Annotated in this window: 23 protein-coding genes; 14 read left to right on the forward strand and 9 right to left on the reverse strand. The window is 66.9% G+C overall.

All coding sequences use genetic code 11. From position 1 onward, the window contains the following. Positions 1–23 precede the first annotated feature (23 nt). The 3 genes from WT26_RS21040 to plcR form a co-directional block, all read right to left on the reverse strand. Positions 24–2,186 (reverse strand): glycoside hydrolase family 15 protein, encoded by a 2,163-nt coding sequence (locus WT26_RS21040; RefSeq protein WP_069271805.1) that lies wholly within the window; start codon positions 2,184–2,186, stop codon positions 24–26. 121 nt (positions 2,187–2,307) lie between these two features. Beyond that, a complete protein-coding gene (locus tag WT26_RS21045) occupies positions 2,308–3,684 on the reverse strand; it encodes a pectin acetylesterase-family hydrolase (RefSeq protein WP_069273855.1) in 1,377 nt (458 codons plus the stop codon). Between the two features lie 68 nt (positions 3,685–3,752). After that, positions 3,753–4,460, reverse strand: coding sequence for a phospholipase C accessory protein PlcR (plcR, locus tag WT26_RS21050; RefSeq protein ID WP_069275101.1), 708 nt, complete (start codon positions 4,458–4,460; stop codon positions 3,753–3,755). A gap of 430 nt (positions 4,461–4,890) precedes the next feature. Between plcR and WT26_RS21055 the strand changes: the two genes are divergently transcribed. From WT26_RS21055 to WT26_RS21075, 5 genes are all read left to right on the forward strand, one after another. Then, positions 4,891–6,117 (forward strand): amino acid deaminase/aldolase, encoded by a 1,227-nt coding sequence (locus WT26_RS21055; RefSeq protein WP_069273856.1) that lies wholly within the window; start codon positions 4,891–4,893, stop codon positions 6,115–6,117. 40 nt (positions 6,118–6,157) lie between these two features. Then, entirely contained in the window at positions 6,158–7,444 is a 1,287-nt protein-coding gene (locus WT26_RS21060; RefSeq protein WP_069273857.1) for a D-arabinono-1,4-lactone oxidase, read from the forward strand. A gap of 56 nt (positions 7,445–7,500) precedes the next feature. Continuing rightward, positions 7,501–8,685 carry an MFS transporter gene (locus WT26_RS21065; RefSeq protein ID WP_069273858.1) on the forward strand — a complete coding sequence of 395 codons (1,185 nt, stop codon included), beginning with the start codon at positions 7,501–7,503 and terminating at the stop codon, positions 8,683–8,685. A 137-nt stretch (positions 8,686–8,822) separates the two neighbouring features. Continuing rightward, positions 8,823–10,019 (forward strand): porin, encoded by a 1,197-nt coding sequence (locus tag WT26_RS21070; protein ID WP_059730381.1) that lies wholly within the window; start codon positions 8,823–8,825, stop codon positions 10,017–10,019. A gap of 88 nt (positions 10,020–10,107) precedes the next feature. Continuing rightward, positions 10,108–11,139, forward strand: a complete 1,032-nt coding sequence (locus WT26_RS21075; RefSeq protein WP_069273859.1) for an AraC family transcriptional regulator — start codon at positions 10,108–10,110, stop codon at positions 11,137–11,139. An 87-nt stretch (positions 11,140–11,226) separates the two neighbouring features. Here WT26_RS21075 and trpS read toward each other — a convergent pair whose 3' ends face one another. Beyond that, positions 11,227–12,243 carry a tryptophan--tRNA ligase gene (trpS, locus tag WT26_RS21080; RefSeq protein ID WP_069273860.1) on the reverse strand — a complete coding sequence of 339 codons (1,017 nt, stop codon included), beginning with the start codon at positions 12,241–12,243 and terminating at the stop codon, positions 11,227–11,229. Between the two features lie 341 nt (positions 12,244–12,584). On the opposite strand from trpS, the gene WT26_RS21085 reads away from it, so the two are divergent. The 4 genes from WT26_RS21085 to WT26_RS21100 all read left to right on the forward strand — a co-directional run bounded on the left by WT26_RS21085 (position 12,585) and on the right by WT26_RS21100 (position 15,891). Beyond that, positions 12,585–13,298, forward strand: coding sequence for a hypothetical protein (locus WT26_RS21085; protein ID WP_069273861.1), 714 nt, complete (start codon positions 12,585–12,587; stop codon positions 13,296–13,298). Between the two features lie 60 nt (positions 13,299–13,358). After that, entirely contained in the window at positions 13,359–13,907 is a 549-nt protein-coding gene (locus WT26_RS37435) for a hypothetical protein (RefSeq protein WP_155123159.1), read from the forward strand. Positions 13,908–14,088: 181 nt separating this feature from the next. Further along, positions 14,089–15,534 (forward strand): DEAD/DEAH box helicase, encoded by a 1,446-nt coding sequence (locus WT26_RS21095; protein WP_069273862.1) that lies wholly within the window; start codon positions 14,089–14,091, stop codon positions 15,532–15,534. Positions 15,535–15,543: 9 nt separating this feature from the next. Then, positions 15,544–15,891 carry a hypothetical protein gene (locus WT26_RS21100; protein WP_059826623.1) on the forward strand — a complete coding sequence of 116 codons (348 nt, stop codon included), beginning with the start codon at positions 15,544–15,546 and terminating at the stop codon, positions 15,889–15,891. 99 nt (positions 15,892–15,990) lie between these two features. Here the strand turns inward: WT26_RS21100 and WT26_RS21105 are convergent, their stop codons facing one another. From WT26_RS21105 to WT26_RS21125, 5 genes are all read right to left on the reverse strand, one after another. After that, positions 15,991–16,410: a secondary thiamine-phosphate synthase enzyme YjbQ gene (locus tag WT26_RS21105; RefSeq protein WP_069273863.1), complete on the reverse strand. Its 420-nt coding sequence runs from the start codon at positions 16,408–16,410 to the stop codon at positions 15,991–15,993. A 22-nt stretch (positions 16,411–16,432) separates the two neighbouring features. After that, the gene (locus tag WT26_RS21110; protein ID WP_069273864.1) at positions 16,433–16,759 is read right to left on the reverse strand and encodes a thioredoxin family protein; all 327 of its coding nucleotides are present in this window, start codon (positions 16,757–16,759) and stop codon (positions 16,433–16,435) included. Between the two features lie 93 nt (positions 16,760–16,852). Beyond that, a complete protein-coding gene (locus tag WT26_RS21115; protein WP_069273865.1) occupies positions 16,853–18,115 on the reverse strand; it encodes a lipoprotein-releasing ABC transporter permease subunit in 1,263 nt (420 codons plus the stop codon). Between the two features lie 56 nt (positions 18,116–18,171). Next, positions 18,172–19,245, reverse strand: a complete 1,074-nt coding sequence (locus WT26_RS21120) for an ATP-binding protein (protein ID WP_052686405.1) — start codon at positions 19,243–19,245, stop codon at positions 18,172–18,174. Then, positions 19,242–19,931, reverse strand: coding sequence for a response regulator (locus WT26_RS21125; RefSeq protein WP_069273866.1), 690 nt, complete (start codon positions 19,929–19,931; stop codon positions 19,242–19,244). Before WT26_RS21125 ends, WT26_RS21120 begins: the two co-directional genes overlap by 4 nt. 225 nt (positions 19,932–20,156) lie before the next feature. On the opposite strand from WT26_RS21125, the gene WT26_RS21130 reads away from it, so the two are divergent. The 5 genes from WT26_RS21130 (at position 20,157) to WT26_RS21150 (ending at position 25,980) form a co-directional block, all read left to right on the forward strand. Continuing rightward, entirely contained in the window at positions 20,157–20,837 is a 681-nt protein-coding gene (locus tag WT26_RS21130) for a hypothetical protein (protein WP_069270791.1), read from the forward strand. Between the two features lie 228 nt (positions 20,838–21,065). Beyond that, positions 21,066–22,286: a threonine--tRNA ligase gene (gene thrS, locus WT26_RS21135; RefSeq protein ID WP_080485814.1), complete on the forward strand. Its 1,221-nt coding sequence runs from the start codon at positions 21,066–21,068 to the stop codon at positions 22,284–22,286. 378 nt (positions 22,287–22,664) lie between these two features. Next, positions 22,665–24,161, forward strand: a complete 1,497-nt coding sequence (locus WT26_RS21140) for an MFS transporter (RefSeq protein ID WP_069273867.1) — start codon at positions 22,665–22,667, stop codon at positions 24,159–24,161. Between the two features lie 9 nt (positions 24,162–24,170). Further along, positions 24,171–24,758 (forward strand): hydrolase, encoded by a 588-nt coding sequence (locus tag WT26_RS21145; RefSeq protein ID WP_059666455.1) that lies wholly within the window; start codon positions 24,171–24,173, stop codon positions 24,756–24,758. 58 nt (positions 24,759–24,816) lie between these two features. Then, on the forward strand, positions 24,817–25,980 hold the full coding sequence (locus tag WT26_RS21150) for a quinone oxidoreductase family protein (RefSeq protein ID WP_059524802.1): 1,164 nt from the start codon (positions 24,817–24,819) through the stop codon (positions 25,978–25,980). Positions 25,981–26,006: the final 26 nt, after the last annotated feature.

The raw sequence follows: 26,006 nt of genomic DNA on the forward strand, positions 1-26,006 counted from the left end.
GCATTCGGACGGCTGCCGAGCGGTCAGTCCTCGTCGTCATCCTTGCACCTCCCGGCATACCGGCTCGCGACGATGGACGGCATCGCCACGGGCGCACCGCAGTCGATCGACCACGCAAGGCGCACGAACTGGGCCGCGGTCCACGCGAGCGGCGTCGCCGACGTCGTGCCGGTTCCCGGGGCGAAACCTGGCTGCCCCGACGGCGCCTGCCGATCCCAGACCTGCTCCGGCAGCATCAGCCCGTCGTTCGCGCTTGCCGCCATCGCGTCGAGGCGCGACCGCGCGAGATCGGGCCGGTTCGCGGCCAGCTCGTACTCGCCGCGCTCGCCCGCGAAGATCGGCCACGCGCGGCCGATCGTCAATCGACTGCCGGCCGGAAGGTCCATGCGCCATGCGCCGCCGTCGCGCCGCTCGCCATAGCCGTCGAAGGTGTAGCGATGCCAGAACATGCCGTTCGGCGTGGCCACGCCCAGTTGCGCGTCGATCACCGCGAGACTGTTCAGGATCACCGGATCGTCGGCCGGCTTCACGCCCAGCCTGACGAGATCGAGGAAGCTCGGGTCGACCACCGCGCGCTGGTCGATGCCGTCCGGACCGCTGTCGCTGATGGCGTACGCCGTGGCGGCATCGGGACGCCGGTCCTTGGTCAGCCGCAGGTAGTACGGCGAGCGCGAGTACGGGCCCGTGCAGGTCGCCGTCCATGATTCCACGTTGCGCTGCCACGCGTCCGCCGTGGCCGCATAGGTTGCGGCCGACGCCGCATCGCCGTTGCGGCGCGCGATATCCGCCGCGGCGACGAGGCCGGCGATCTGGGCCGCGATGGCGGCCGGCGAGTAACCCCCCTGATTCTCCCAGCGCTCCGCCGGCGTGTACGGCCCTGTCGCGACGACGAAATCGGCGGCCTTCCTGATGTGATTCAGATACGTCGGCTCGTCGAAGCGCTGCAACTGCCAGGCCAGCACGATCGGAAACGACACTTCGTCCATCTGCAGCCCGCGCCAGTACGGCGTGCCGTCGACCTGCGAGTTCTGCGGGAACGCGCCGTCGGCTTTCTGCTGCGTCATGAACAGCCAGTCCAGCGCGCGCTCGGCGGCGCGGCGGTCGCCCGCGGCGATCAGCGCGGTCGCAATCTGGTAGAGGTCCCGCGCCCAGACGAGATGGTATGGCCCGGACGGATGGTCGAGCGCTGCGCCACACGCCCAGGGCATCGAAGGCGAAGCGACAAACGCGCCGCGCCAGGTCTTGTCCTCATGCGCGGCGAGGATCATCACGGCCGCGTTGTACAGGCGGAAGTGGCCGGCCGCGCTCGCCGGCGCCGGCTCGAGCGACTGCAGGTAGCGATGCCAGCCTTCCGCATACCGGCCGGCCGTCGATGCAAATCCGTCGGCCAGTGCGCATTGCGCGTTGCTGGCCGCCTGCGCGGTGTCGCCGCCGAACCCGATCGCGAGCGTGACGTGCGTGCGCGTCATGCCGTCGAGCGGCGTCTGGCCGGTCTGCACGACATTGCCTCGCGGCGCGCACGCATAGGCACGGGTTATGCAAAAGTGCCGGCCGATGTCCTGCCAGCCGTCGCTGGCGCCGGCATAGCCGTTCGACAGGCGGGTAAAGGGCGGATTCGACGCGAACGCGGTCGCGACGTTGCCGTTGCGCGCGGTCAGCGTCGTGCCGTTCGTCTCGCCGGTCGTGTTCGTCAGCGCATTGCCGGGCGCGGGGTTCAGCAGCGCGTAGACGTGATAGGGCCGTCCGTCGAGCGATTCGAACGTGACGTCGACGAGCACCACCGGGCGTGCCGGGTCCGTTACGTACGTCGTCGTCAGCCGGTAGCGGCCGGTGTCGTCGACGTCGATCTGACGGTAGGTGAGGCCGTCCGCGTCGATCAATGTCGTCTCGTGCGTCGCATGATCGGTGACGCGTTCCGCGAAGGTCTTGCCGTCCGAGACCACGAACCGCAGGTCGCGCACGCTCGGCGTGTCGAGGCGCGGGTAATAGATCTCGTCGAGGCCGGCGCTGCCGAGCGTGAACCAGACCTTGCTTTCAAGCGTCGTCGAGGTGCCGAAGCCGTGCTTGTTCGCCGGATTCCAGCCGCCTGCCGCGCCCGGTGCGCCGGGCGCGACGCCGTGGGCTTGTGTGGAGGGGGCGCCGGCAAGTGCGGCCGACGACGCGGTAACGGGATGCCTGGAATGCATGAGATCGCCCCCTTCCGACGACGTTGTCACACTACGTCGCCGCGTGCCGTTTTGATCGGCGTGGTGACACGCTAGCGGAGCTCGTCCATCCCGTCACTGCGTTTTTTCCATGACGTGCTCGTCAGGCTCGGTGCCCCGAGATCGGCCCCGCTTCGCCGGTCAGGTTGAACACGCTGTCGATCCACGCGAGAAACGTCGAGAACGTGAAATCCGACCACTGTTGCGTGCGGAACGCCTTCATCACCGGCGTATCGGCCGGGTCCTGCTGGTTCAGCAGGTCGGCGACGAAGTTCCCGACGTCCGCGTCGATGCCGTTCTCGCGAATCACCGATCCCGTAAAGCTGACCACCGTGACCTGGTGATTCTGGATGAAGTCGTTGCGCGCCCACGGCATGAAGTAGCCGAAGTTCGGCAACGGGTTCAGCGTCTGCTTCAGCCCGTCCAGCTCCTTCCCGAACATCGCGAGCGACAGCGCGTCCTTCGTCGCGTCATCCGGCGCCGCGATCACGGCCGGCACGAACGCGCGGTAATGGTAGGCCGCCTCGATCTTGTCGCGCTGATACGTCGAATAGCCGAAGCGGTCATGCGGGAACGTCGCCGCCAACGCAGCGTACGCGCTGCCGAGATTGCCGGGATCGAAGTTGCGGGTCAGCCGGCTGTTCACGGTGATCATCCCGTCGGGGCCCGTCATCCCCCATTCGTCGCGCACCCTGCTGTACAGGCCCACTGACGGAGAGGTCGCCGGGTCGGCGTCGAACGGCGTGTTGAACACCGTGCCGGCGTCGTCGAGCAGCGAACTGTGCGCCTGCGGCTGCAGCGTGTTGCGCAGCGTCGCGTAGTTCGCGAGCGTGCCGTAGCCGCCCGCGCTCATCCCGTACACGAGCAGCCGGTTCGGCTTGCCGAAGCCGTGCGACGTCAGCCACTGCGCGACGGCCTGGATGTTCTTCAGCCCGCTGTAGTGCTGCAGGCGCCAGTCGCCGGACGGCGACGTGTAGTTGCGCACCGCGCTGCCCATGTGGATATCTCCGGTGCAATAGGGCACGAAAACCTGTGTCCATTGCTGCGTTTCGACCTTCGGCTCGCCGACGAGAATGTGCGCGAGATCCATGCGCGTCAGCAGCGGCGACAGGAACGACGACAGCAGGCTCTCGTTCGCGGTGCCGTTCATGTAGTTGTGCGGGATGCCGTCCGGGTTGAAGCCGCCGAGGCCGGCCTCGGCACCGGTCGACGTCTGCGTGCAGGTGCCGTAGTCCCAGCACGCGCCGCCCGGCTCCATCATGTACAGCAGGTTGTCCGACTGCGCGCGATTGATGTAGAAGCGCATCGGCGTGCCGTTGCCGCACGATGCACCGGTGCTCTCGGGCAACGTCACTTCGTACCACGAATAATAAGGAACCGACGGATCCGGCATCGTCGTATCGGCCGCCTGGCCGTTGAGCGCCGCGCAGCCCAACAGGCCCGCGAGCGCGAGTCCGCGCAGATGGTTCGCTGTGAACATGCCCCCTCCATTTCGATGAATGCGACGTGGTCTCGCCGCGTCCCGGCGCGGCGTCGGGCGTCCGGCGCTCAGTGCACGCCGGACGGTGAAGCGCCGTCGAACAGCTGGACGCGCAGCGCCTGCAGGCGTTGCGCGATGACGGCCTGCTGCTGGTCGGGATCGGGCACGCTGGCCTGCACTTGCAGGACGATGTCGCGGCTTTGTCGCGCGTAGTCCTGGTAACGCGGGTCCTGCGCCGGCGAGGGGCCGACCGTCCGCCGCGCATAGGTGTCCCATTGCGCGCGCATCGACCGGATCGCCGCGCTGCGCGTCGCCGGGTCGGCTTCGGTGTCGGCCAGCAGCGCCGCGCTCAGCGCTTCGGCCTGCACGGGTACGATCTCGTTGCGTGCGACGTGGTCGGGAAGTTCGTCGAGGATTCGGCGGGCCAGCGCCGCGCGTTCGGCGGGCGGCAGGCGGTCGCGGCCGTTGCCGTACGCCGCGATTTCGTCGCGAAAGCGCGCGAATGCGACGATGCGCTTCACTTCCGCGTCCGCATCCGGACGGCCCGCGAGGCTGCGGCGCAGCGCATCGAGATCGAGCCGGCGTTCCGCCGGCCCGGGCGCGACCGTGGTTGGGGCGGGCGTGTCGGCCGCGGCCCGCGCTGCGTTCGCGACCGCGCCCGAGTTTGCGGGCGACGCGGCCGCCTGAGTCGGCGATTCGTATCGCCAAATTGCAACGGCGGCGGCGATTGCTGCAACCGCGCCGGCGCGTCGCCAGAATGTCCGGTTCTTGTTCACGCCGTTTCGCTGGGGTTTCATGCCGCTCTCCGTCGGGGGCATCGCGACTGGGTTCTAGGTCGAAACCCGCTGGTCGTCAAAACCGGCGCTAGAACCCATCCACTAGACGGACGCCGGCCAGGCGCGCCGATTCGATCCGCGCGAACGCGCCGCGCGTCGCGCGCGTTGCGGCGCGACAACGCGCGCCATGCCCGTGCGGCGCGCGACGCGGACCGGCGGTTCATGCGCGTCGCCGTGCCAAGCAAGCGGCGGTCCAGCCGCGTGCGGACGGCCGGTCGTGCGGGCGTGCGCGCGATGCGATTGGCCGGATAAGACCCGTCGAACGACCCGCTGAGCGCTTGGGCCGCGCCGCGGTTGGCCCTATGCTGATTTCCCGCGCGCATCGACGGTCGATGCGCAAAGTGCCTTCCCCCTTGTCCGAGCCAGGTCGATGAGCCGTGCAGACACGCCGCGCCGGGCGTTACCCGCCGCGCACGATTACCGGTACTACCGCGACGCGCTCGCGGGCCGCGCACTGCCGGCGGCGTTCGTCGATCTCGACCGCCTCGACGCGAACCTCGCCGACCTGAAGCGCCGCGCGCGCGGCCTGCCGATCCGGCTCGCGACGAAATCGGTACGCTCGCGCGACCTGATCGGCGCGGTGCTCGCCGCCGGCCCGTTCATGCAGGGGCTGCTGTGCTATTCCGCGGGAGAAGCCGCATGGCTCGCGGACGGCGGGTTCGACGACATCGTCGTCGCCTATCCGACCGTCGAGCCCGCGGATCTGCGCGCAGTCGCCGCACAACTGCGGCAGCATCGTGCGATCACACTGATGGTCGACGACGCCGCGCAGGTCGAGCGCATCGACCGGTTCGCGCGCGCCGAAGGCGTCGTGTTTCCGCTCGCGATCGATCTCGACATGTCGTCCGCGTATCCGGGCCTGTATTTCGGCATGTACCGCTCGCCGGTGCGCGACGTCGCCGGCGCCGTTGCGCTCGCGCACGACATCGCCCGGCGGCAGGGCGTGCGGCTCGACGGGCTGATGGGTTACGAAGGCCAGATCGCCGGCGTGGCCGACACGGCGCCGGGCAGCGGCGCGCGCAACGCGCTGGTGCGCCACCTGAAGCGCCGCTCGGCGCGCGAGATCAACGCGCGCCGCCACGCGGCCGTGCAGGCGCTCGCGGCGGCGGGCCACACGCTGCGCTTCGTGAACGGCGGCGGCACCGGCAGCTTCGAAAGCACGCTCGGCGACGTGTCGGTCACCGAGCTCGCCGCCGGCTCCGGCCTCTACGCGCCGGCGCTGTTCGATCACTACGCGGCGTTTCATGTGCAACCGGCCGCCGGCTTCGCGCTGCCGGTCGTGCGGATTCCGCAGCCCGGCATCGTGACCTGCTCGGGCGGCGGCTACATCGCATCGGGCCCGGCCGGCAAGAGCCGGCTGCCGCGGCCGTGGCTGCCGGCCGGCTGCACGCTGATCGACAACGAAGGCGCGGGCGAGGTGCAGACACCCGTGCGCGTGCCGCGCGGCGTCGCACCGGCGATCGGCGATCCGATCCTGTTCCGCCACGCGAAGGCCGGCGAACTGTGCGAGCGCTTCAACACGCTGCTGCTGATCCGCGGCGGCCGCGTGGTCGGCGAGGCGCCCACCTATCGCGGCGAAGGCAAGAGCTTTTTCTAGGCGGCATTTCAGATAACACGCAATCGACAAGGAAACCTTCATGTGGCGCAACTGGTCCGGATACGTACGCAGTCCTAAGGCCACCGTCTCGACACCGGCGACGCGCGACGCGCTGGCTGCCGTGTTGCGCGACGCGGCGGCAGCCGGCGCCACCGTGCGCGCGGCCGGCGCCGGTCACTCGTTCTCGCCGCTCGTGCAGACCGACGACGTGATCCTGTCGCTCGACGCGATGCAGGGCGTGATCGACGTCGACCGCGACCGGCGCGTCGCGCGCGTGCATGCCGGCACGCGGCTGTGGGCGCTGGGCCCGGCGCTCGCCGCGCACGACCTCGCGATGGAGAACCTCGGCGACATCAACGTGCAGTCGATCGCCGGCGCGACCAGCACCGGCACGCATGGCACCGGCATCACGCTCGGCAACCTGGCGACGCAGATCGACAGCCTGACCTTCTTGTGCGCGGACGGCAGCGAGATCCGCGCGAGCGCCGACACGCATCCCGAGCTGTTCGCCGGCGGCCGGATCGGGCTCGGCGCGCTCGGCGTGCTGACCGAGATCGGCCTGCGCCTCGTGCCCGCGTTCAAGCTGCGTCTCGAGCGCGGCGGCATGCGCCTCGACGATTGTCTCGCGCAGGCGGACACGCTGATCGCGAAGCATCGCTCGTTCGAGTTCTACTGGTTCCCGCATACGGACACCGTGCTGACCAAGGCGTGGGACATGACCGACGAGGCGATCGACGCCGCGCACCGGGCCGGCCGCGCCGCCGAAGCGTTCCTCGAGAACACGGTGTTCGGCGCGCTGTGCGGGCTCGGCCGGCGCGTGCCGTCGCTGTGCCCGGCGCTGAGCCGGCTGTGCGCGTCGACCGTGTCGGCCGGCCGGCACGTGGATGCGAGTTACGCGATGCTGTCGACGGTGCGCCGCGTGCGCTTCAACGAAATGGAATGGTCGGTGCCGGCCGAGCGCGGCGCCGACGCGCTGCGCGAAATCCGCGACTTCATCGCGCGCCGCAGCTTCCCGCTGATGTTCCCGATCGAATACCGCTGGGTGCGCGGCGACGACATCTGGCTGAGCCCCGACTACGGACGCGACAGCGTGCGCATCTCGGCGCACCAGTATCGCGGGATGCCGTTCGACGCGTATTTCTCGGGCGTGCAGGCCATCTGCCGCAATCACGGCGGGCGGCCGCACTGGGGCAAGGTGCATGCGATGAAGGCGGCCGAGCTGGCGACGTGCTACCCGCACTGGGACGATTTCCTCGCGCTGCGCGAACGGATGGACCCGCACGGCCGCTTCCTGACCCCGTACCTGCGTGATCTGTTCGGTGTATAGCGGGCGGTGCATTTGCGCCGCTCGCGATGGATCGGACCTATTTATCAGGAGAGCAGATGAGATCAACCGCTTTCGATTCCGCCGGCCGGTCGCGTCCCGATCCGTCGACCGGCGCCGTCGTCCGCCTGGCGCTCGCGTTCGCGGCCGCCACCAACGGCCTGATCCTGTCGCCGTTCCTCGTCGCGGCGGTGATGACGCGCTTCCGGCTCGACGAAGGCACCGCGACCGCGCTCGTCAGCGCCGAGATCCTCGGCATCGCGATCAGTTGTGCGCTGCTGTCGCACCGGATCGCGCGCGCCGCGCGGCCGTTCACGCTGGCCGGGCTGACCGGCGCGATCGCCGGCCAGGCGCTCGGCGCGGTCGCGCCCGGCATCGTGTCGGCCGGCGCGGCGCGCGGGATGACGGGGCTGTTCGAGGGGATGCTGTTCGTCGTCGTTGCGTCCGGCGTGTCGCAGCGCGCATCGACCGACCGCCTGTGGGGGCAAATCAACTTGCTCGCGGGTGTCATCAACGGCGGCATCCTCGTGCTGATCTCAGCGCTGCCGGCCGCGTGGCTGGGGCGCTGGGTGTTCGCGCTGCTGGCCGCGGTCGTCGCCGTGCTGGCGCCCGCGATCCGCGGCATCGACGCGTTCGCGGCGCAGCCGGTCCAGGCGCGGACGCACGACGGCAGTTTGCCCTGGCGCCCGATCGTCGCGATCTGGGTCGTGACGGCGCTCGTCTATGGCGTGCAGGCGTCGCAATGGGCGATCGCCGGCTTCGTCGGCGAGCGTGCCGGGCTGTCGCCGACGACGATCGGCGTGCTGCTGTCGGTGTCGTCGCTGCTCGGCTTCGTCGGCGCGGCGATACCGTCGCATCCGGCCAGCCACAAGCACCGCCTCGCGCTGATCTGGGCCGCGCAGCTCGCGATGATCGCGTCGATCGAATGGTTCTTCGGCGCGCGCGGCGGCAGCGCGTACTTCCTGAGCCAGTTCGTGCTGAACAGTGCGTTCTTCGTGATCGTGCCGTTCCTCACCGGCATGCTGTCCGACGTCGACCCGGACGGCTCGCTGGTCGCGCGCACGCTCGTCGTCACGTTCTTCGCGGCCGGCATCGGCACCGCGCTGTCCGGCGCGCTGCTCGGCCGCTTCGGCGGCACGCACGTCGCCCACGTGCTGTGCGTGGCCGTGCTGGCCGCCGCCCCGTTCGTGCGGCTGGCGCTGCGCCGCGCGGCACCCGCTGCCGTGGCCGGCGCGGCGCCCTGACCGCAGTGCGCCATGCCGTGGCCGCGACGCACCACCAGAATGGCCGCCGCGGCCTTGGCCCGTGCAAATTTGGCTTTCTACAGTCGTTCCCGACGGTGCGAGCCGTCCGTCCCCTGTTCGATGCGGAGTCCAGAAGCATGAATCGTCACGATAGCGTTCGCGCCGCGTGCTGCGCGATGATGGTCCTGGCCGGTACGGGTGCGCACGCGCAAGGCAACGTGACGCTGTACGGCGTGATCGATGCGGGCATCCGCTACGAAACGCACGGCGTGTCCTACGGCGCCGACGGCACGCCGGTGTCGACGGGCCGCAAGATCTCGATGGCCGACGGCGGCGGCCTGACGGAAAGCTACTGGGGGCTCAAGGGCAATGAGGACCTGGGCGGCGGGTTGTCCGCGCAGTTCAACGTCGAAAGCCACTTCGGCCCCAACAGCGGCGCCATCGTGCCGGCCGGCTCGCCGAATTTCTTCCAGGTCGCGTACGTGGGGCTGACGTCGACGTCGCTCGGCCAGCTCTCGCTCGGGCGCCAGTACAACGTGCCGTTCGAGATGGTGTCGCTGACCTATGGCTCGAACCTGTGGGCCGGCCCGCAGGACCCGTACTTCAACCTGTTCAAGCCGGAGCAGACGATGCTCGCGGGCGCGCGCACCAGCAACATGATCCAGTACGGCGCGCAGCTCGGCAGCTTCTACCTGCTCGCGCAATACGCGCCGGGCGGCCACGCGGGCGGCGGCGTGCGCGGCGGCCAGCTCGGCGCGGCCGCCGCGTATGCGCCGGACAAGGGGCCGTTCACGGTCGGCGCATCGTTCATGCGCAGCTGGGACGACGTCACGCACGGGAAATTCGACATCTACACGGGCGGCGGCTCGGTGACGATCGGCAACGCGACCGTCAACGCCGGCTACATCGAGAACGCGCGCGACAACGACTTCACGTCGTTCGAGAACGGCCCGTTCAGCCCGACCGATCTGGCGGGGCTCGGCATCATCTCGCCCGCGCAGGTGGTCGACCCGACGGTGCCCGGCGGGTTCCGCCGCCGCAAGATGGCGCTCGCGGGGCTGACCTACCGCTTCACGTCGGCGTTCACGGCGGCCGTCAACGCGTGGTGGACGCAGCAGTCCGGCTATACGGCGGATTTCGACGGCCGTGCGCGCCAGTTCCAGGTGATCGCCGGCTACAGCCTGTCGAAGCGCAGCATGCTCTATGCGGAAGTCGACTACGCGATCTACCGCGGCGGGCTGGTCGGCGCGCAACTGGTCGGCGTGAACGGGCAGGCGCCGAGCACCGCCACCACGCAGCTCGGCGCGACGGTCGGCCTGCGTCACTACTTCTGAGCGGAACCGACGGGTGATGGCCGAGGCGGCGGAGGCGCCCCGGCCGGGCGGGACGAGTACAATCCATGGAAAAAAATACGGAGCATCCATGGACGATACCGACCGTTATACGACGGCGAATCTGCCGGTCCATCTGTTGCGGTGCCTCGCGGAGACAAGCAAGGAACTGGGCATCGACCCCACGCGGCTGTGCCTCGGGCTCGGCTTCGACGTCGCGGACCTGTCGAATCCGTCGTGCCGGATTTCATTGCGCCAGGCGAGCACGATGATCCGCCGCGCGCTCGAGATGGCGCCGGGGCGGGCGCTCGGCCTCGAACTCGGCACGAGCGAGACGATCGCGTCGATCGGGCTGGTCGGCTATGCGATGCTGACGAGCCCCACCGTCAAGGATGCGATCGCAGTGGGCATGCGGCTGCAGCGCCACACGGGGCCGCTGATGCGCTTCGACGTGATGTCGGATGCGCGCACGCTGTCGGTCCGCGCGACCAACGTCTTCCTCGAGCCCGACATCGAGGCATTCCTCGTCGAGGAGGCGTTCGGCAGCTTCATGAAGATCGGGCGCTCGCTCGTCGGCCCCGCGTTCCAGCCGAAGGTCGTCGATCTCAGCTACCCGCGGCCCGACTACGCGGTGCACTATATGCGCGTGTTCCCGTGCCCGGTGCGGTTCGAACAGGAGCAGAACCTGTTCGCGTTCGATGCCGCGTGGGGCGATCGGGCGATCGCGACCCACGATCCGCTCGCGCATCGCCAGGTGCTCGAATTCCTGCAGGACGCGCTGCCGCCCGAACCCGAAGGCACCGAATTTCTCGAATCGATCGAACGGATCATGCGGCGCGACCTGCGGCACGCGCCGTCGCTCGCGGCGATCGCCGCGCAGCTGTGCATGAGCGAGCGCACGCTGCGGCGGCGGCTCGCCGACCAGGGCGTGTCGTACCAGACGGTGATCGACACGATCCGCCGCAAGCGCGCGTTCACGCTGCTGAGCAATCCGCGGCTGTCGATCGAGGACGTCGCGCACGAAGTCGGGTTCAGCGACGCGCACAACTTCCGGCGCGCGTTCAAGCGGTGGACGGGGCACGGGCCAAGGGACGGGGCGGACGGGATCAAGATGGGCGAATGACGATGCCGAGACGGCGCCCAACGGGCGCGGCCACGAGCGTCGATCAGTACCTTCACGTCGCCGGTCAGTTCGGCCGAAAACCGCTGTTCAGCTCTGGAAGTAGGTCAAACCCAGCGCGCGCTTGACCTCGGACAGCGTCGCGCCGGCCACGTCCCGCGCATGCATCGTGCCGTGACGCAGGATCGCCAGCACCTCGGCCCGGTCATTCTCCAGTTCGAGACGGCGTGCGCGAATCGGCTCGATCAGCGCCTGCAGCCGCTCGTTCAGCACGCGCTTGACGACGCTGTCGCCCAGTCCGCCTTGGCGATAGCGGGCTTTGAGCTCGTCCACCTTCTGCGTGTCCGGCTCGAACGCATCGAGGAACGTGAACACGACGTTGCCCTCGACCTGGCCGGGATCGCTCACGCGCAGGTGGTTCGGGTCCGTGTACATGTCCTTCACGGCCTGCGTGATCTCGTCCGGCGTCGAGCCGAGCGTGATCGCGTTGCCGAGCGACTTGCTCATCTTCGCCTTGCCGTCGATGCCCGGAAGCCGCGTGACCGCCGACAGCACGGCCTCGCATTCGACCAGCACCGGACGGTCGACGGTGTTGTTGAAGCGGCGCACGAGTTCGTTGGTCTGCTCGATCATCGGCAACTGGTCGTCGCCGACCGGCACGTGGGTCGCCTTGAACGCGGTGATGTCGGCCGCCTGGCTCACCGGGTAGGTCAGGAAGCCGGCCGGGATGTCGCGCTCGAAACCGCGCAGGCGGATTTCTTCCTTGATGGTCGGATTGCGTTCGAGGCGCGCGACCGTGACGAGGTTGAGCAGGTATTGCGACAGTTCGGCGAGCTCGGGCACCTGCGACTGCACGACGATCGTCGAGATCGCCGGATCGATGCCGACGGCGAGATAGTCGAGCGCGACTTCGATCACGTTTTCGGTCACTTTCTGATGCCGGCCGACGTTGTCGGTCAGCGCCTGCGTATCGGCGAGCAGCAGGAACTGCTTCGCTTCGTGCTGCATCTGCACGCGCGCGCGCAGCGAGCCGATGTAGTGGCCGAGGTGCAGCGGGCCGGTCGTGCGGTCGCCGGTGAGGATAACGGGGTGGTTTGCGTGTGTCATGGACTGGAGCCTCATGGTTTGGATGCCACCAGCCATCAGCGCGCTGAAACGCAAATGCCGCCATGGCTGGCGGCATCACGTTTGCGAAATGCGTGGGGAAACGGGCCGCCGGAATCAGGCGTGCCACCAACGATGCAGGTTCAGCGAGGTCGGGTTCGTATCCATGGGGGGAGTATAGCGCGGCGATGCGGGGAATGCTTCGGCCTGTCCGCGAGCAGGATTTGAATCGTGAATAACGGGCTTGGCACGTTTGGAAGCTGAAGATGTAATCGTCGTAAAATTGGTCGGTCGGGAAATCTCAACATGTCGAATCCTGACCTCCAGACAAACAAAGGACGCGCATGGGATTCGGATTCGGAAAACGCAGCGAATCAACCGGCAACTCGACGACCGACATGGCGAAAAGCCAGCGGTCGCGAGCGAACGACAACTTCACCACGGAGCTCGAGCTGCGCCGGGCATTTGCGGTATTCGAATGCTGTGCATCGCACGGCACCTACGTCGACCTCAACGATGTGGATACCGGCTGGCGCCATCTGCGGGAAGAAGGTCTGGTTTCAACCGATCTGGAAGCCACGTGGAAAGAAGTGGAACGCATCCTGCAAACCTATTCCAGCGCCGGTGTGCTTGCCAAATCGGACAAGGAGCATGCCAACCACCTGATGGAGGTCATCGAGGAGCAGCTTGATGCCGTACAGGGCAAGGTGGACGGCATGGTCGATGCCGTTGTCGCAATCAACGTTGCGCGGCTCAAATACCCTTCGAAGAGCTGGATCGTCGATGGCATCCTGGCTGCTGCGTTCGGCGTGCTTATCGGCGCGATCGTAGGTACCGTGGCCGGTCAACTGGCAGACAATACGCCTGCCGTTGCGAATGTCGTTTTCGGTCTCGTGATAATCGGTTCGGTACTCGTGGCGCGTTATCGCCACCAAATGAAAATTGCCGCAGCCGATGCGAAAATTGCGCAGGCACAAGCCGAACTCGACCGCATGGTCATTCGAAACCTGTCGCCTTCCGCATATCCGCCACCGATGGCGGATGCGGATGCTACTTGAGTTTGATGATATAACGGAATACTAAATATATAAATTTTAGAAAATTCGGCTCATCCATCGATGTCAAGAATAAAAGTCATCCCGCTCTTGCTGATGCTGTGCGGTGCAGCGAGCTCGCTCACGGCCTGCAACGACCATTCGGCAACGCCATCTCATGCCGCCACTTATCACGCTGAAACGGAGCAGCGTAAGTCATCGACACGCCCGTCGCCTCGTGCCTTTGCAGTCAATACGCTTTCGCTCGACGACGGTGAAAATGAGCTCAATGGCTGCACGACCGAATTGACGCGTGTGGGGGCGCCGGAGTCGGCCGGGGCCGTTTTCCGCGATAGTAGCTCGGATACCGAAGGAACCGGCTTCATTCGGATTGATGGCACGCTCATCCGAGTACATTTGACAGCAAGCAAGGTGGATGAGTCGAGCGCCGAGAGAGTACTCCGGTACACCCACGTGTTCGAAGATGCTTCGCGCAACACTCGGGTGGTCGAGACTCTCAGGAATGGCGCCACGAATGAGCAAGCCGATTCGACCCAACAAACCGGTTTCCTGACAATCACCCACGGGGGCGCGACCCAAACTCTGCGTGTCGAGGGCGGCACGGCATGTTAGGTGAACGCCATGATCAGGCGAGTAATCGGATTGGGAGTCGACGCATTGGAAATAAGCATTCCTGTTCGTGCCGTCGCGACTTTCCCTCGGCCTTGTTTCGGACGGTGGGTGGCGATGCGGGGTGCCCGGTGCAATCAGCGCGGCAACCGCTAGAATTGCGGTTTTAGCCCGGAATACGTCCATGTCCTTTGCCTCGCTCGGCCTGATCGATCCCTTGCTGCGTAACCTGCAGGACCTCAATTACCAGGCTCCTACGCCGGTGCAGGCCAAGGCGATTCCTGCCGTGCTCGACGGCAAGGACGTGATGGCCGGGGCCCAGACCGGCACCGGCAAGACGGCAGGTTTCGCGCTGCCGCTGTTGCAGCGGCTGGTGCAGCACGGCCCGGCGGTGTCCAGCAACCGCGCGCGCGTCCTGGTGCTGGTGCCCACGCGGGAACTGGCCGAACAGGTGCTGCAAAGCTTCATCGCTTACGGCAAGGGCCTCGACCTGCGATTCCTGGCCGCGTACGGCGGCGTGAGCATCAATCCGCAGATGATGAAGTTGCGCAAGGGCGTGGATGTGCTCGTGGCCACGCCGGGCCGGTTGCTGGATCTCAATCGCCAGAACGCGGTGCAGTTCGATCAGGTGCAGACGCTGGTGCTGGACGAAGCCGACCGCATGCTGGACCTCGGCTTTGCGCGCGAACTGAACGCGGTTTTTGCCGCGTTGCCGGCCCGGCGCCAGACGCTGCTGTTCTCGGCCACGTTCGGCGACGAGATTCGCGCGATGGCGGCGAGCATTCTGCGCGGCCCGGTCAACATCAGCGTCAGCCCGCCCAATGCCACGGCCAGCAAGATCAAGCAGTGGGTGGTGCCGGTGGACAAGCGGAACAAGCCCGACCTCTTCATGCACCTCGTGGCCGAGAACAAGTGGGAGCATGCGCTGGTGTTCGTCAAGACGCGCAACGGCGTGGATTACCTGGCGGCCATGCTGGACGAAGCGGGTTATGCGGTCGACACCATCCACGGCGACAAGCCGCAGCCCGCGCGCCTGCGGGCGCTGGAGCGCTTCAAGACGGGCGACGTCCAGATGCTGGTCGCCACCGACGTGGCGGCGCGCGGGCTCGATATCGACGACCTGCCGCTGGTGATCAACGTCGATCTGCCGATCGTCGCGCAAGACTATGTGCACCGGATCGGCCGTACCGGGCGCGCGGGCGCCAGCGGGGTCGCGGTGTCCCTGGTATGTGCCGACGAAGCGCCGCAACTGGCCGCGATCGAAGCGCTGATCCGGCAAACGCTGCGCCGTGAGGAAGAGCCGGGTTTCGAGGCCGAACACCGCGTGCCGGAAACCAGCGCGACGGGTCAGATCATCAAGAAGCCCAAAAAGCCGAAGAAGCCCAAAGTGCCGCAAGCGGCGCCGGGCGCCACGCAGGCGCTCAGCAAGAAACCGCGCCCGCAAAGTGGCGAAAACAAACGCAAGCCTGCGGCGCAGCGTGCTGTCGCCGCAGGTAAAGGCACAAGTTCGTCCAGCGGGAACCCGTTCAGCGTGCAGAAACCGCGCGGCAAACCGGCGGGCAAGCCGGCTGCGGGATCGCGCAAGCCGGCCGGCAAACCCGCCGGCGGCCGTGGCAAACGTCAACCCTGATCCATGGGGATGAATAACGCCAGCGGTGGGACCGAAGATCCCGAGAACGCCGACTCTGGACCGTCATCCGGCGCGATCAAACTCGCCCTTACCACCCTCATCGGATTGTGGCTTCCGTGGATCGGCTTCGCGTACTGGTATGCACAGGACGGCGGAATCTTCGCCGCCGGACTCATGGAATTCCTCGGATTCACCGTTGCCACGTGGGTCGTGACGCCACTCTTTACGTTGATCTACATCGTTTATGCGAGGCGCTCGGCACCGCGCAACGCATATGACGAGGCAATGTTCACCATTGAGTGGTTGATTCTGATCGGAATGTGGGTGTTCACTGCGGTTCCATTCGTCGGCCGCTAGATCGTCACGCGCGAAGCGCGTGACCCTGCGTCAACGGCCTCGATCCTGCGGTACCCGCATTCACGGCATCTCGCTTCGGCCACCGCAAACGACGGGCCCTCACTCCCCGATCAGATGCAGCACGATGTCGCGCCGGTGCGCGGCGCGGCGATGCTCGAACAGGTAGATGCCCTGCCACGTGCCGAGCACCATGCGTCCGTGCTCGACCGGGATCGACAGCTGTACCTGCGTGAGCGCCGTGCGCAGATGCGCGGGCATGTCGTCGGGCCCTTCGGTGTCGTGCGCGTAGCGCGTGGCGTCCTCCGGTGCGAGCGTCGCGAAGTAGCGTTCGAGATCGCGCTGCACCGACGGATCCGCGTTCTCCTGGATCAGCAGCGACGCCGACGTATGGCGGCAGAACACCGTGAGCAGGCCGGTGCGGATCGCCTGCTGGTCGACGAATGCGCGCACCTGCGGCGTGAATTCGACGAGGCCGCGCCCGCGTGCGTCGACGATAACGTGTTGAATCGCCTGTTTCATGATCGTTGCAATACCGATGTGCTCAGGCGAGCGCGGCGAAGCCGTCGGCTTCGATCTGCTTCGCGTCGGCCGGGCGCACGACGCGCGCGACCTCGACACCGTCGCGCAGGAAGACGAGTGTCGGCCACAGCTTCACGCCGAACGAGCGGCCGAGCGGGCGGCCGGGACCGTCTTCGATTTTCAGATGCCGGACCGCGGGGTGCGCCGAAAACGAGTCGCGAATCGCGGGCTGCGCGCCCTGGCAGATCCCGCACCAGTTCGCGCCGAATTCGATGACGGTTGCGCCGGCGAGCGCTTCGACCTCCGCGCGGGTGGGCGCATCGGCGCTATAGGCTTGTGGAGAATGCATCGCGACCCCATGTGCTTGAAGAAAGTGTGGCCGCATTCGCGGCCCCTGCGCTTACTGTAGCGGAAAAGGGCGCGGCCGGCGTAGAGGCGGCGCTCATTCGTAGCGCAATGCATCGGCCGGCCGTACCCGCGCGGCGCGCCAGCTCGGGTAGAGCGTCGCGAGCGCCGACAGCAGGAACGCAATGGCGCCGACTTCGATCACGTCGGTCACGACGAGCTTGGACGGCAGCTTGTCGAGGAAATAGACGGACGGCGTCAGGAAGCGGATGCCGAGCATGTGCTCGATCGCGGGCAGCAACCAGGGAATGCTCGCTGCGATCGCACAGCCGATCACCACGCCCGTCATCGTCCCGACCAGGCCGATCGTCATCCCCTGGATCGCGAAGATTTTCATGATCGACCCGGGCGGCGCGCCGAGCGTGCGCAGGATCGCGATGTCGCCCTGCTTCTGCGTGACGGTCATCACGAGCGACGACACGAGGTTGAACGCGGCGACCGCGACGATCAGCATCAGGATCAGCGACAGCATGCGCTTCTGCAATTGCTCGGCGACGAACCACGTGCGGTTCTGCCGCGTCCAGTCGCGGATGTAGAGATCGCCCGACAGCGAGCGCGACAGTTCCAGCGCGATGTCCGGCGCGCGCTGCAGATCGTCGAGGCGCAGCCGGATGCCGGTCGGCGCGCGCACGTTGAACAGCGTCTGCGCGTCGCGGATATGGATGTAGGCGAGCGCGCTGTCGTACTGGTAATGGCCCGACTCGAACGTGCCGACCACGTTGAACTGCCTGAATTGCGGAAGGAGATTGCGCATCTGCGCGCCGCCGCCGGGCGCGAAGAACGTCAGCCGGTCGCCGGCCTGCACCTGCAGGGTGGACGCGAGCGCGGCGCCGAGCACGATCCCGAGCTCGCCCGGCGCGAGCGCGTCGAGGCGCCCGCTCTTCATGTCTTTCGCGATGCCGGACACCTGCGGCTCGAGCCGCGGGTCGATGCCGCGCAACGCGACGCCGGTGACCTTGCCGCCGTGCGTGAGCAGCGCCTGGGCCTCGACATACGGCGCCGCGCTTTTGACCGACGAATTGCGCAGCGACTCGCCGGCGGTCTGCTTCCAGTCGGGCAGCGCGCCGGTGGGCGAGAAGATTTCCACGTGCGCGAGCACGGCAAGCATGCGGTCCCGCACCTCGCTCCTGAACCCGTTCATCACGGACAGCACGATGATCAGCGCGGCCACGCCGAGCGCGATGCCCGACATCGACGCAACGGCGATGAACGAAATGAAGCCGTTGCCTGTCGTGCCGGTCGTGCGCTTGCCGACGCGGGTGTACCGCAACCCGATCTGCCATTCGTACGGGACTTTCAAGCGCTGTCCTCTGAAGAGGGGTTCGTCAACGGGAGCACTTTAAACGAACATCGAGGTCACGATTTGCGACGCGGAATGTCCAGCTCGAAGATCGACCCGCCGGCGCGCGACGTGACATACCGCGCCTGGCCTTGGTGCGCCTGCGCTATCGCGCGGACGACGGACAGGCCGAGGCCGGAGCCGCCGAATTTGCGGGAACGCGACACGTCCGCACGCGTAAAAGGCTCGAACGCATGTCGCGCGAATTCGGGGCTGAGGCCGGGGCCTTCGTCTTCCACGCGAAGAACGACGCTCGAACCCTGGACCGCCATCTCGATGCGAAGCTTGCCGGGCACCGCATAGCGGCGCGCGTTGTCGAGCAGCGCGAGCAGCGCCTGCCGGATGCGCGCGCCGTCGCATGGCACGACGCTCGCGGTGGTCGCCATTTCGACGGCAAAACCGGCGTCGTGCAGCGCGTCGCTGACGGAATCGACGGCGCTCCGGACTTCGAGCTCGATGTCGGTCGGCTGGATGTTCATGTCCAGGCGCCCGATGTCCTGCAGCGTGACGATGTGCAGGTCGTCGACGAGCCGGGACAAGCCTTCGACCTGATTCAGCAGGCCCCGGAACAGCGATTCGTCAGGCTCGAACACCTTGTCCCGCAGGCCCTGCAGCCGGCCCCTGAGGATCGTGAGCGGGGTGCGCAGTTCATGGACGATCGCCGCGTTCCACGCCGTCATCTCGGAGGTCATGCCCTGCAGCCGGATCGCCATCGCGTTGAAGTCGTCGACCAGCAGTGCCGTCTCGCCGAGCGAGCGGTCGCCGGGAATCGCCCGGGCGTCCAGGTCGCCGGCGGCGATGCTGCGCGCGCTTTCCGCAAGCGAGTTGAGCGGCTTGAGAATGCGCCGGGCCAGCCGGGTCGCCATCACGACCGCGGCGATCAGCCCCGTCAGCAACAGGATCGCGAAGATCAGGTAATCGGCCGCGTGCGGGATGAGCACATCGATGACGCGCTCGTGCGTGGGCGGCGAAAAGGTGAACAGCAACCCGTAGATGACGAACAGGCCGACAAAGATGATCAGCGTCGTGGTGACCGAGACCAGCCCCATCGACAGCACGATCTGCCGGCTCAGCTTGCTGCGCGTGTTCACTGGATTCTCTGCAGCCGGTAGCCGACGCCGCGCATCACCTCCGGCATCCCGGACGCGCCCGCGCATTCGAGCTTCTTGCGCAACCGGCTGATATGGCTGTCGACGGTACGCTCCAGCGCATCGACGTCGGCGAGGCAGGCGTCGATCAGTTCGCTGCGCGTGAACACGCGGTTCGGCGAGCCGGCCAGGTGGGCGAGCAGCCGGAATTCGGTCAGCGTCAGCGACACCTGGGTTTCACCGGAGTCCGACCGGACCCTGGCCAGATAGCTTTCGGTGTCGATCTCGAGGTTGCCGACCCGCATCACGCCCCCTTGCAGGGACGTGCCGGAGCGCCGCAACACCGCCCGGATGCGGGCGACCACCTCGGCCGGGTTGAACGGCTTCGTGATGTAGTCGTCCGCGCCGAAGCGTAGCCCCTGCAAGCGATCGATTTCGCGGTCGAGCGCCGTGATGATGACGATCGGCGTGTCGCCGCGGCGTCGCAGCTCGATGAGCACCTCCCAGCCGTCTTTGTTCGGCATCCTGACGTCGAGCAGGATCAGGTCGGGTTTCAGCACGGGCTGCACGTCGAGTGCGGCTTGCCCGTTGCCGACCCGGTAAGTGCGAAATCCCTCGCGGGTCAGGTATGCGTCGAGGATTTCCGCAATTTCCGGCTCGTCTTCAGCAATCAGTATCAGCGCATTCATTGGTTCAGCTGCGTTTCGCGTAACAGGAGTGTGATGCAATGTTGGCGTGGCGTCGGGCTCGAAACAACGTCAGCCATGGAATCTCCATTTTCTCGCAATACTGCCGGCTGATTCGACGCGAAAATCCGCGGAAATGCAAACGTCTCCATCGAATGTTCACAATGGCTGCGCGATCGCTACACCGTTGCGGGCGATGATCGGCGCCGGCCCCCCACAGGTGAAAAATTGTCGAATAGTCAGGAGATTCCGCTGCACGAAGAGAGCCGGCTCTGGGAAAACACACTGGTGAAACGGTGGGTCCGGGGGCACGGCGAGGACGGCTACGATTTCAGGCTTCTGCTGTATCCGCTGGCCGGCATTTTCGTGCTGCTGTTCGTGCTCGTCCTGTTCGAGCAGATCGGCTGGGCGCTCCTGCTGAGCGCCGCCGTGACGCTGTTCGTTGGCGTGGCGGGCTATTACGGCGCGAAGCGCGAAATTCTCGTGTCGTCGCCCACGACGCGAGCCGTGATGAGAGCGCGCACGAAGCAGGCCGCCGAACGCTTCTCGTCGCTCGGCGCCGGCGCGACCGTGATGGCGATCTTCGTCCATGCGACGTCGGTGTCGCTCGCGCTGTACGGCCACATGCTGCTCGACACGATGATCAAGGACGCGTTCTCGATGTTCATCGCGTTGGCGTTTCTTCCGGTGTATGTCTGCGGGGCGGTGCGCAAACTCGCGGTGGCGCGCATCGAAGAGCTCGACGCGCTGCGCAACGATGCAACCGGCACGACGCTGAAATTCGACCGGAAAGGCGCGGTCCGTGCGATCGTCGTCCAAGGCCCGGCCGGATGGTCGAGCGTATCGGTGCTGGAATACACGGTGCTTCGGTTCAAGCCGGACATCGACGAGATCGGGCGCGCGCCTTGAATCCGAAGAAGGCGCGTGTTGACAACGACAAATCGCGTCGCTAGATTGCTCGCATGAACGCATTTTTCGTCACGACTACGACCACCACCACCGCGACCGCATATGGCGGGCGTGGAGGAGGTCGCGCGTCGTAGATCGATGCGTCGGATCACCCCAAAGCCCCGCCGGAGACGACGGGGCTTTTTTCATGCTCCGTTTTCGTCGGCATCAACGTGAATGGAGAACATGATGGATGCTTTCGATCACCGCGTGCTCGGCAACAAGCTCGATTTGTTTCACCAGCAGGATGAAAGTCCCGGCGCCGTTTTCTGGCATCCGCGCGGAATGGCGCTTTATCGCGTCGTCGAGGAATATGTTCGGGAACGGATGAGGCAGGCCGGGTTCGCGGAAGTGCGCACGCCGCAAATCGCGTCGCGCGCGCTCTGGGAGCAAAGCGGCCATTGGGAGAAGTTCGGCAGGAACATGTTCTCGCTCGACAGCGACGGGCAGCCGTTCTGCCTCAAGCCGATGAGTTGCCCCTGCCATGTGCAGGTATTCAAGCGAGGGTCGCGCTCGTATCGCGACCTGCCCGTCCGATATTCGGAATTCGGCGCAGTCCACCGGGCCGAGCCGTCCGGTTCGCTGCACGGCCTGATGCGCGCCCGGGCGTTCACGCAGGATGATGCCCACGTGCTCTGCATGGAGGATCAGGTCGAAGCCGAGGTCGCACGGTTCTGCCGTCTGCTGAAGACGATCTACGCGGATTTCGGGTTCGACCGCTTCGATGTCGCGTTGTCGACGAGGCCGTCGGTTCGCGCCGGCGACGACGCGCTCTGGGACCGCTCCGAATCGATGCTGGCGCTTGCCGCGCGCTCGGCCGGACTGCACTTCGAGATACAGCAGGGAGAAGGCGCGTTTTACGGGCCCAAGCTCGAATTCCATCTGCTCGACCGCCAGGGACGGAAGTGGCAGTGCGGCACGATCCAGCTCGATTTCGTGCTGCCGGAGCGGCTCGGCGCAACGTATGTGTCGGAGAGCGGCGCGAAGGCGACGCCGGTCATGCTGCATCATGCGGTCCTCGGAAGCCTCGAGCGATTCATCGGCATCCTGCTCGAGCACTATGAGGGATGGCTGCCGACGTGGCTTGCTCCCGACCAGATCGTCGTGGCCAACATCGGCGACGAAGAGCGCCCGTTTGCGGACAGCGCGGCGCTCGCGTTCGAAACGATCGGCTGCCGCGTATTGCGCGACTTTCGCCCGGAACGCCTGCCGCGCAAGATCTTCGACGCGCGCGAACTGGCTGCGCCGATCTTCGCGGTAGCCGGACCGAAGGAAGCGCAATCCGGCGCGGTGTCGCTGAGGTTGAGAAACGGCGAACGGCATGCGTTGTCGATCGGTGACGCGCTCGCGTATCTGGAAAAGCAGGTACGCGCGCCGTCGCGTTCGAGCGCGCTTCGCATGCACGCCTGATGTCGCCGGCCGGTCGGCACGCGACCGTTGCATGAGCGGCTTTGGCGTGGCTAGAGCCTACCCTCTGATTTCACCTCGCACCGCCGCATAAAACTGTCATCCGGCGCCTGCGGCGACCGCGCGCGCGGCATGCCGAACGTTGCGCGAGCGACCCTCGGCGTTTCGTCGCTACCGTCCTTCAGGCAAGGCCGGCGCGGCGCTTCGCGATGCCGCCCGATGCGCCAAAGCGTATCCGCCCCCTTGCGCCGCTCGCGATCCGCATTCAAGCGACGAATGTGTGCATCGCAACAATCCATTTCATTCGCGGCAATCGTAACGGTAAGGTGAACGCACGTTCGAATTTGATCGAGCGATGCGAAATCACCACTCGACGACGCCATGAAAACGACTTCCGATCGACCTGCGCAAGCAGCACCCTCGACCCCCGGCGGCGCGCCGGCAGGCGGCGGCAATGCGCGTGCGGCGGGCCCGCGCCTGCCGGCCAGGCTGGTGGGCCCGATCGTGCTCGGCACGCTGCTCAATGCGCTGAACTCGTCGATGATCGCGGTCGCGCTCGTCAGCATCCAGCAGGCGTTCCATCCGCAGGGGCACGAACGCATCGACACGATGTGGCTCGTGTCGGGCCTGTATCTCGCGACGGCCGTCGGCCAGCCGACGATGGGGCGGCTCGCCGACCGGTTCGGCGCGAAGCGGATCTTCTGCGTCGGCCTCGCGATCGTATTGATCGCGTCCGCGCTCGCGCCGTTCGCACCGTCGCTCGGGTGGCTGATCGCGTCGCGCGTCGCGCTCGGCATCGGCACGTCCGCCGCATATCCGGCCGGCATGGCGATGATCCGCACGTGGTCGCAGCGGCACGCGAACGGCGCGACGCCGACGGGCGGACTCGGCGCGATCTCGGTCGCGGCGCAGGTGGCCGTCGCGTTCGGGCCGCCGCTCGGCGGCGCGCTCGTGCAGTTCGCCGGCTGGCGTGCGATCTTCTGGATCAACGTGCCGATCGTGCTGCTGGCGTTCGCGCTGGCGTGGCTGTGGATTCCGGCCGACGTCGCCCCGCGCGGCGCGCAGCCACGCCGAACGCTGCCGGGCACGCTGAAGGAACTGGATCTGCCGGGTGTCGTGCTGTTCATCCTGACGCTCGCGAGCCTGCTGCTGTTCCTGCAATCGGTCACGCACGATCCGGACTGGCTGCTGCTCGCCGCGACGCTGGTGCTGTGCCCGGTGCTGGTCGGGCACGAGCGGCGGGCCGCGACGCCGCTGATCGACATCCGCATGCTCGGCGACAACCGTGCGCTCACGAGTACGTACCTGCGCTGCGTCGGCACCTACGCGGTGTTCTACGCGATCTTCTATGCGCTGCCGATGTGGCTGCAGGAGGCCAAGCACCTGTCCGCCGCCGACGCCGGCCTCGTGATGCTGCCGGTCGCCGGGATCGGCACCGTGGCGACGATGCTGGCGACCCGCCTCGCAGACCGTCACGGCTCGCGGCCGGTGCTGATCATCGGCTCCGCGATGCTGTGCGCCGGCAGCGTCGTGATGAACCTGCTCACCAGTGCGATGCCGGTGTGGTCGATCGTACTGCTATCGATCGTGTTCGGCGTGCCGAACGGCTTCAACAATCTCGGCAACCAGGCCGCGCTCTACCGGAGCGCGCCGCACGACCGGATCGGCACGGCTTCGGGGTTGTACCGCACCGCGCAGTATGTGGGCGGCAGCCTGTCGTTTGCGCTCGTCGGGCTGGCGCTCGGCCATCCGGCGAGCGATCGCGGCCTGCGCGAGCTGGCCATCGTCCTGGCGGTCATCAGCGTGCTGCTGCTGCTCAATGCTGCGTCGAGCCGGCACCTGGATGCCGCCGCTTCTTCCATCCCCCAACAGAAGTGAGGTTTTGACATGTCCACTCCGACGCTCAATCGCACGGTCGCCCTGGTCGCCATCGACCTGCAGAACGGCATCGTGTCGCTGCCGGTCGTGCCCTATACCGGCGCGCAGGTCGTGGCGAAGACGGTCGAGCTCGCGACCGCGTTCCGTGCGCTGCAGCTTCCCGTCATCTACGTGCACACGAGCTACCAGCCGGACGGCGGCGTTGCGCTGAAGGTCAGGACGGATGCGCCGTCGGCGCCGCCGAATCTCGACCCCGAATGGAGCGCGTTCGCGCCGGCGCTCGGCGTCGGGCCGTCCGACATCGTCGTGACGAAGCACCAGTGGGGCGCGTTCACCGGCACCGACCTCGACGTGCAGCTGCGCCGGCGCGGCATCACGGACATCGTGCTGACCGGGATCGCAACCAACATCGGCGTCGAATCGACGGCGCGCCAGGCATACGAGAACAACTACAACGTCGTCGTCGTCAGCGACGCGGTCAGCACGTCGTCCGCCGACGCACAGACCTTCGCGCTGACGCAGATCTTCCCGAAACTCGGGCAGGTCGCCGCGACGTCCGACGTGGAGGCGGCACTGGAGCTGGCGTATTCGCGCTGAACGAAGCGGCGTGTTCGGCGTGCACCCTTCAAACAGAGTCATTTACCGAGGCATGACGATGATCAAGACCGATGCATGGGTTCTCTACGCAGGACCGGAACCGAGCAGGAAGCAGGCGCCCGTGGCGGGCGAGCTGCGTCGCGAGACCTTCGAATTCTCCGATCTGGAAGCCGACGAGGTGCTGGTCGAGCCGCTGTACGGATCGTGGGAAGCGAACCTCGACCACGCGCTGTCGCGCAATCCGGTCGACATCTGCCGGCAGCGCCGCGAGGACAAGATCGTGCTCGGCAACGGTGCGCTGGTGCGCATCGTCGAGCGCGGCAGCGGCGTGAAGACGCTGAAGGAAGGCGAGATCTGCATGGTGATGCCGTTCGGCAAGCGCGACGAATACGGGTTCGCCGAGCTCGTCTACGCGTACGACGCGCCGGGCACGATCGGCGTGATGGCGCAGCGGACCAAGATGCGTGCCGACAACCTCGTGGCGGTGCCGACGGACAGCCGGCATTCGCTGCTGCAATGGGCGACGTACGGCCGCTACTTCACCGCGTGGGACAACTGGAAGGTGGCGTCGACGTGCTGGCGCTCGCAGCTGCCGGACGTCGATCCGGCCGACTACCTGGTGTTCGGCTGGGGCGGCGGCACGACGCTTGCCGAACTGCAGCTCGCGAAGCGCGAGGGTTTTCGCGTCGCGATGACGGCGAGCAACGACCGGCGCCTCGAGGAGCTCGCGAAGCTCGGCATCACGCCGGTCGATCGCCGCAAGTTCCCGAACCTCGCGTACGACGACGAGCGCTACAAGACCGATCCCGAGTACCAGGCGAGCTATCGCGAGTCGGAGCGCGCGTTCGCGGAGACGATCGCGGAACTGAGCGGCGGCCGCGGCGTCGCGATCTTCCTCGACAACCTCGGCGGCGCACTGTATCGCGCGACGATGCGCGTGGTCGGCCGCACCGGCATCATCGCGACGGTCGGCTGGAAGACCGGGATGCGCCTGTGGAACCTGCGCGCGACGGAATGCATCAACCGCCGCCTGCACATCCACACGCATGCGTGGCGCTACGACGACAGCATCGCGATCCGCGATTTCCAGGAAACGAGCGGCTGGATCGGCCAGGAGCCGACCGAGATCTTCGATTTCGACGAGGTGCCGAAGCTCGCGTCCGACTACCTGAACGGGAAGATCCAGACGTATTTCCCGATCTACCGGATCAACGCCGTCTGAGCGGCAGGTCGCGCGCCGCGCCCGCA

Origin of the sequence: Burkholderia cepacia (assembly GCF_001718835.1) — a bacterium.
Taxonomy (GTDB): Bacteria; Pseudomonadota; Gammaproteobacteria; order Burkholderiales; family Burkholderiaceae; genus Burkholderia; species Burkholderia cepacia_F.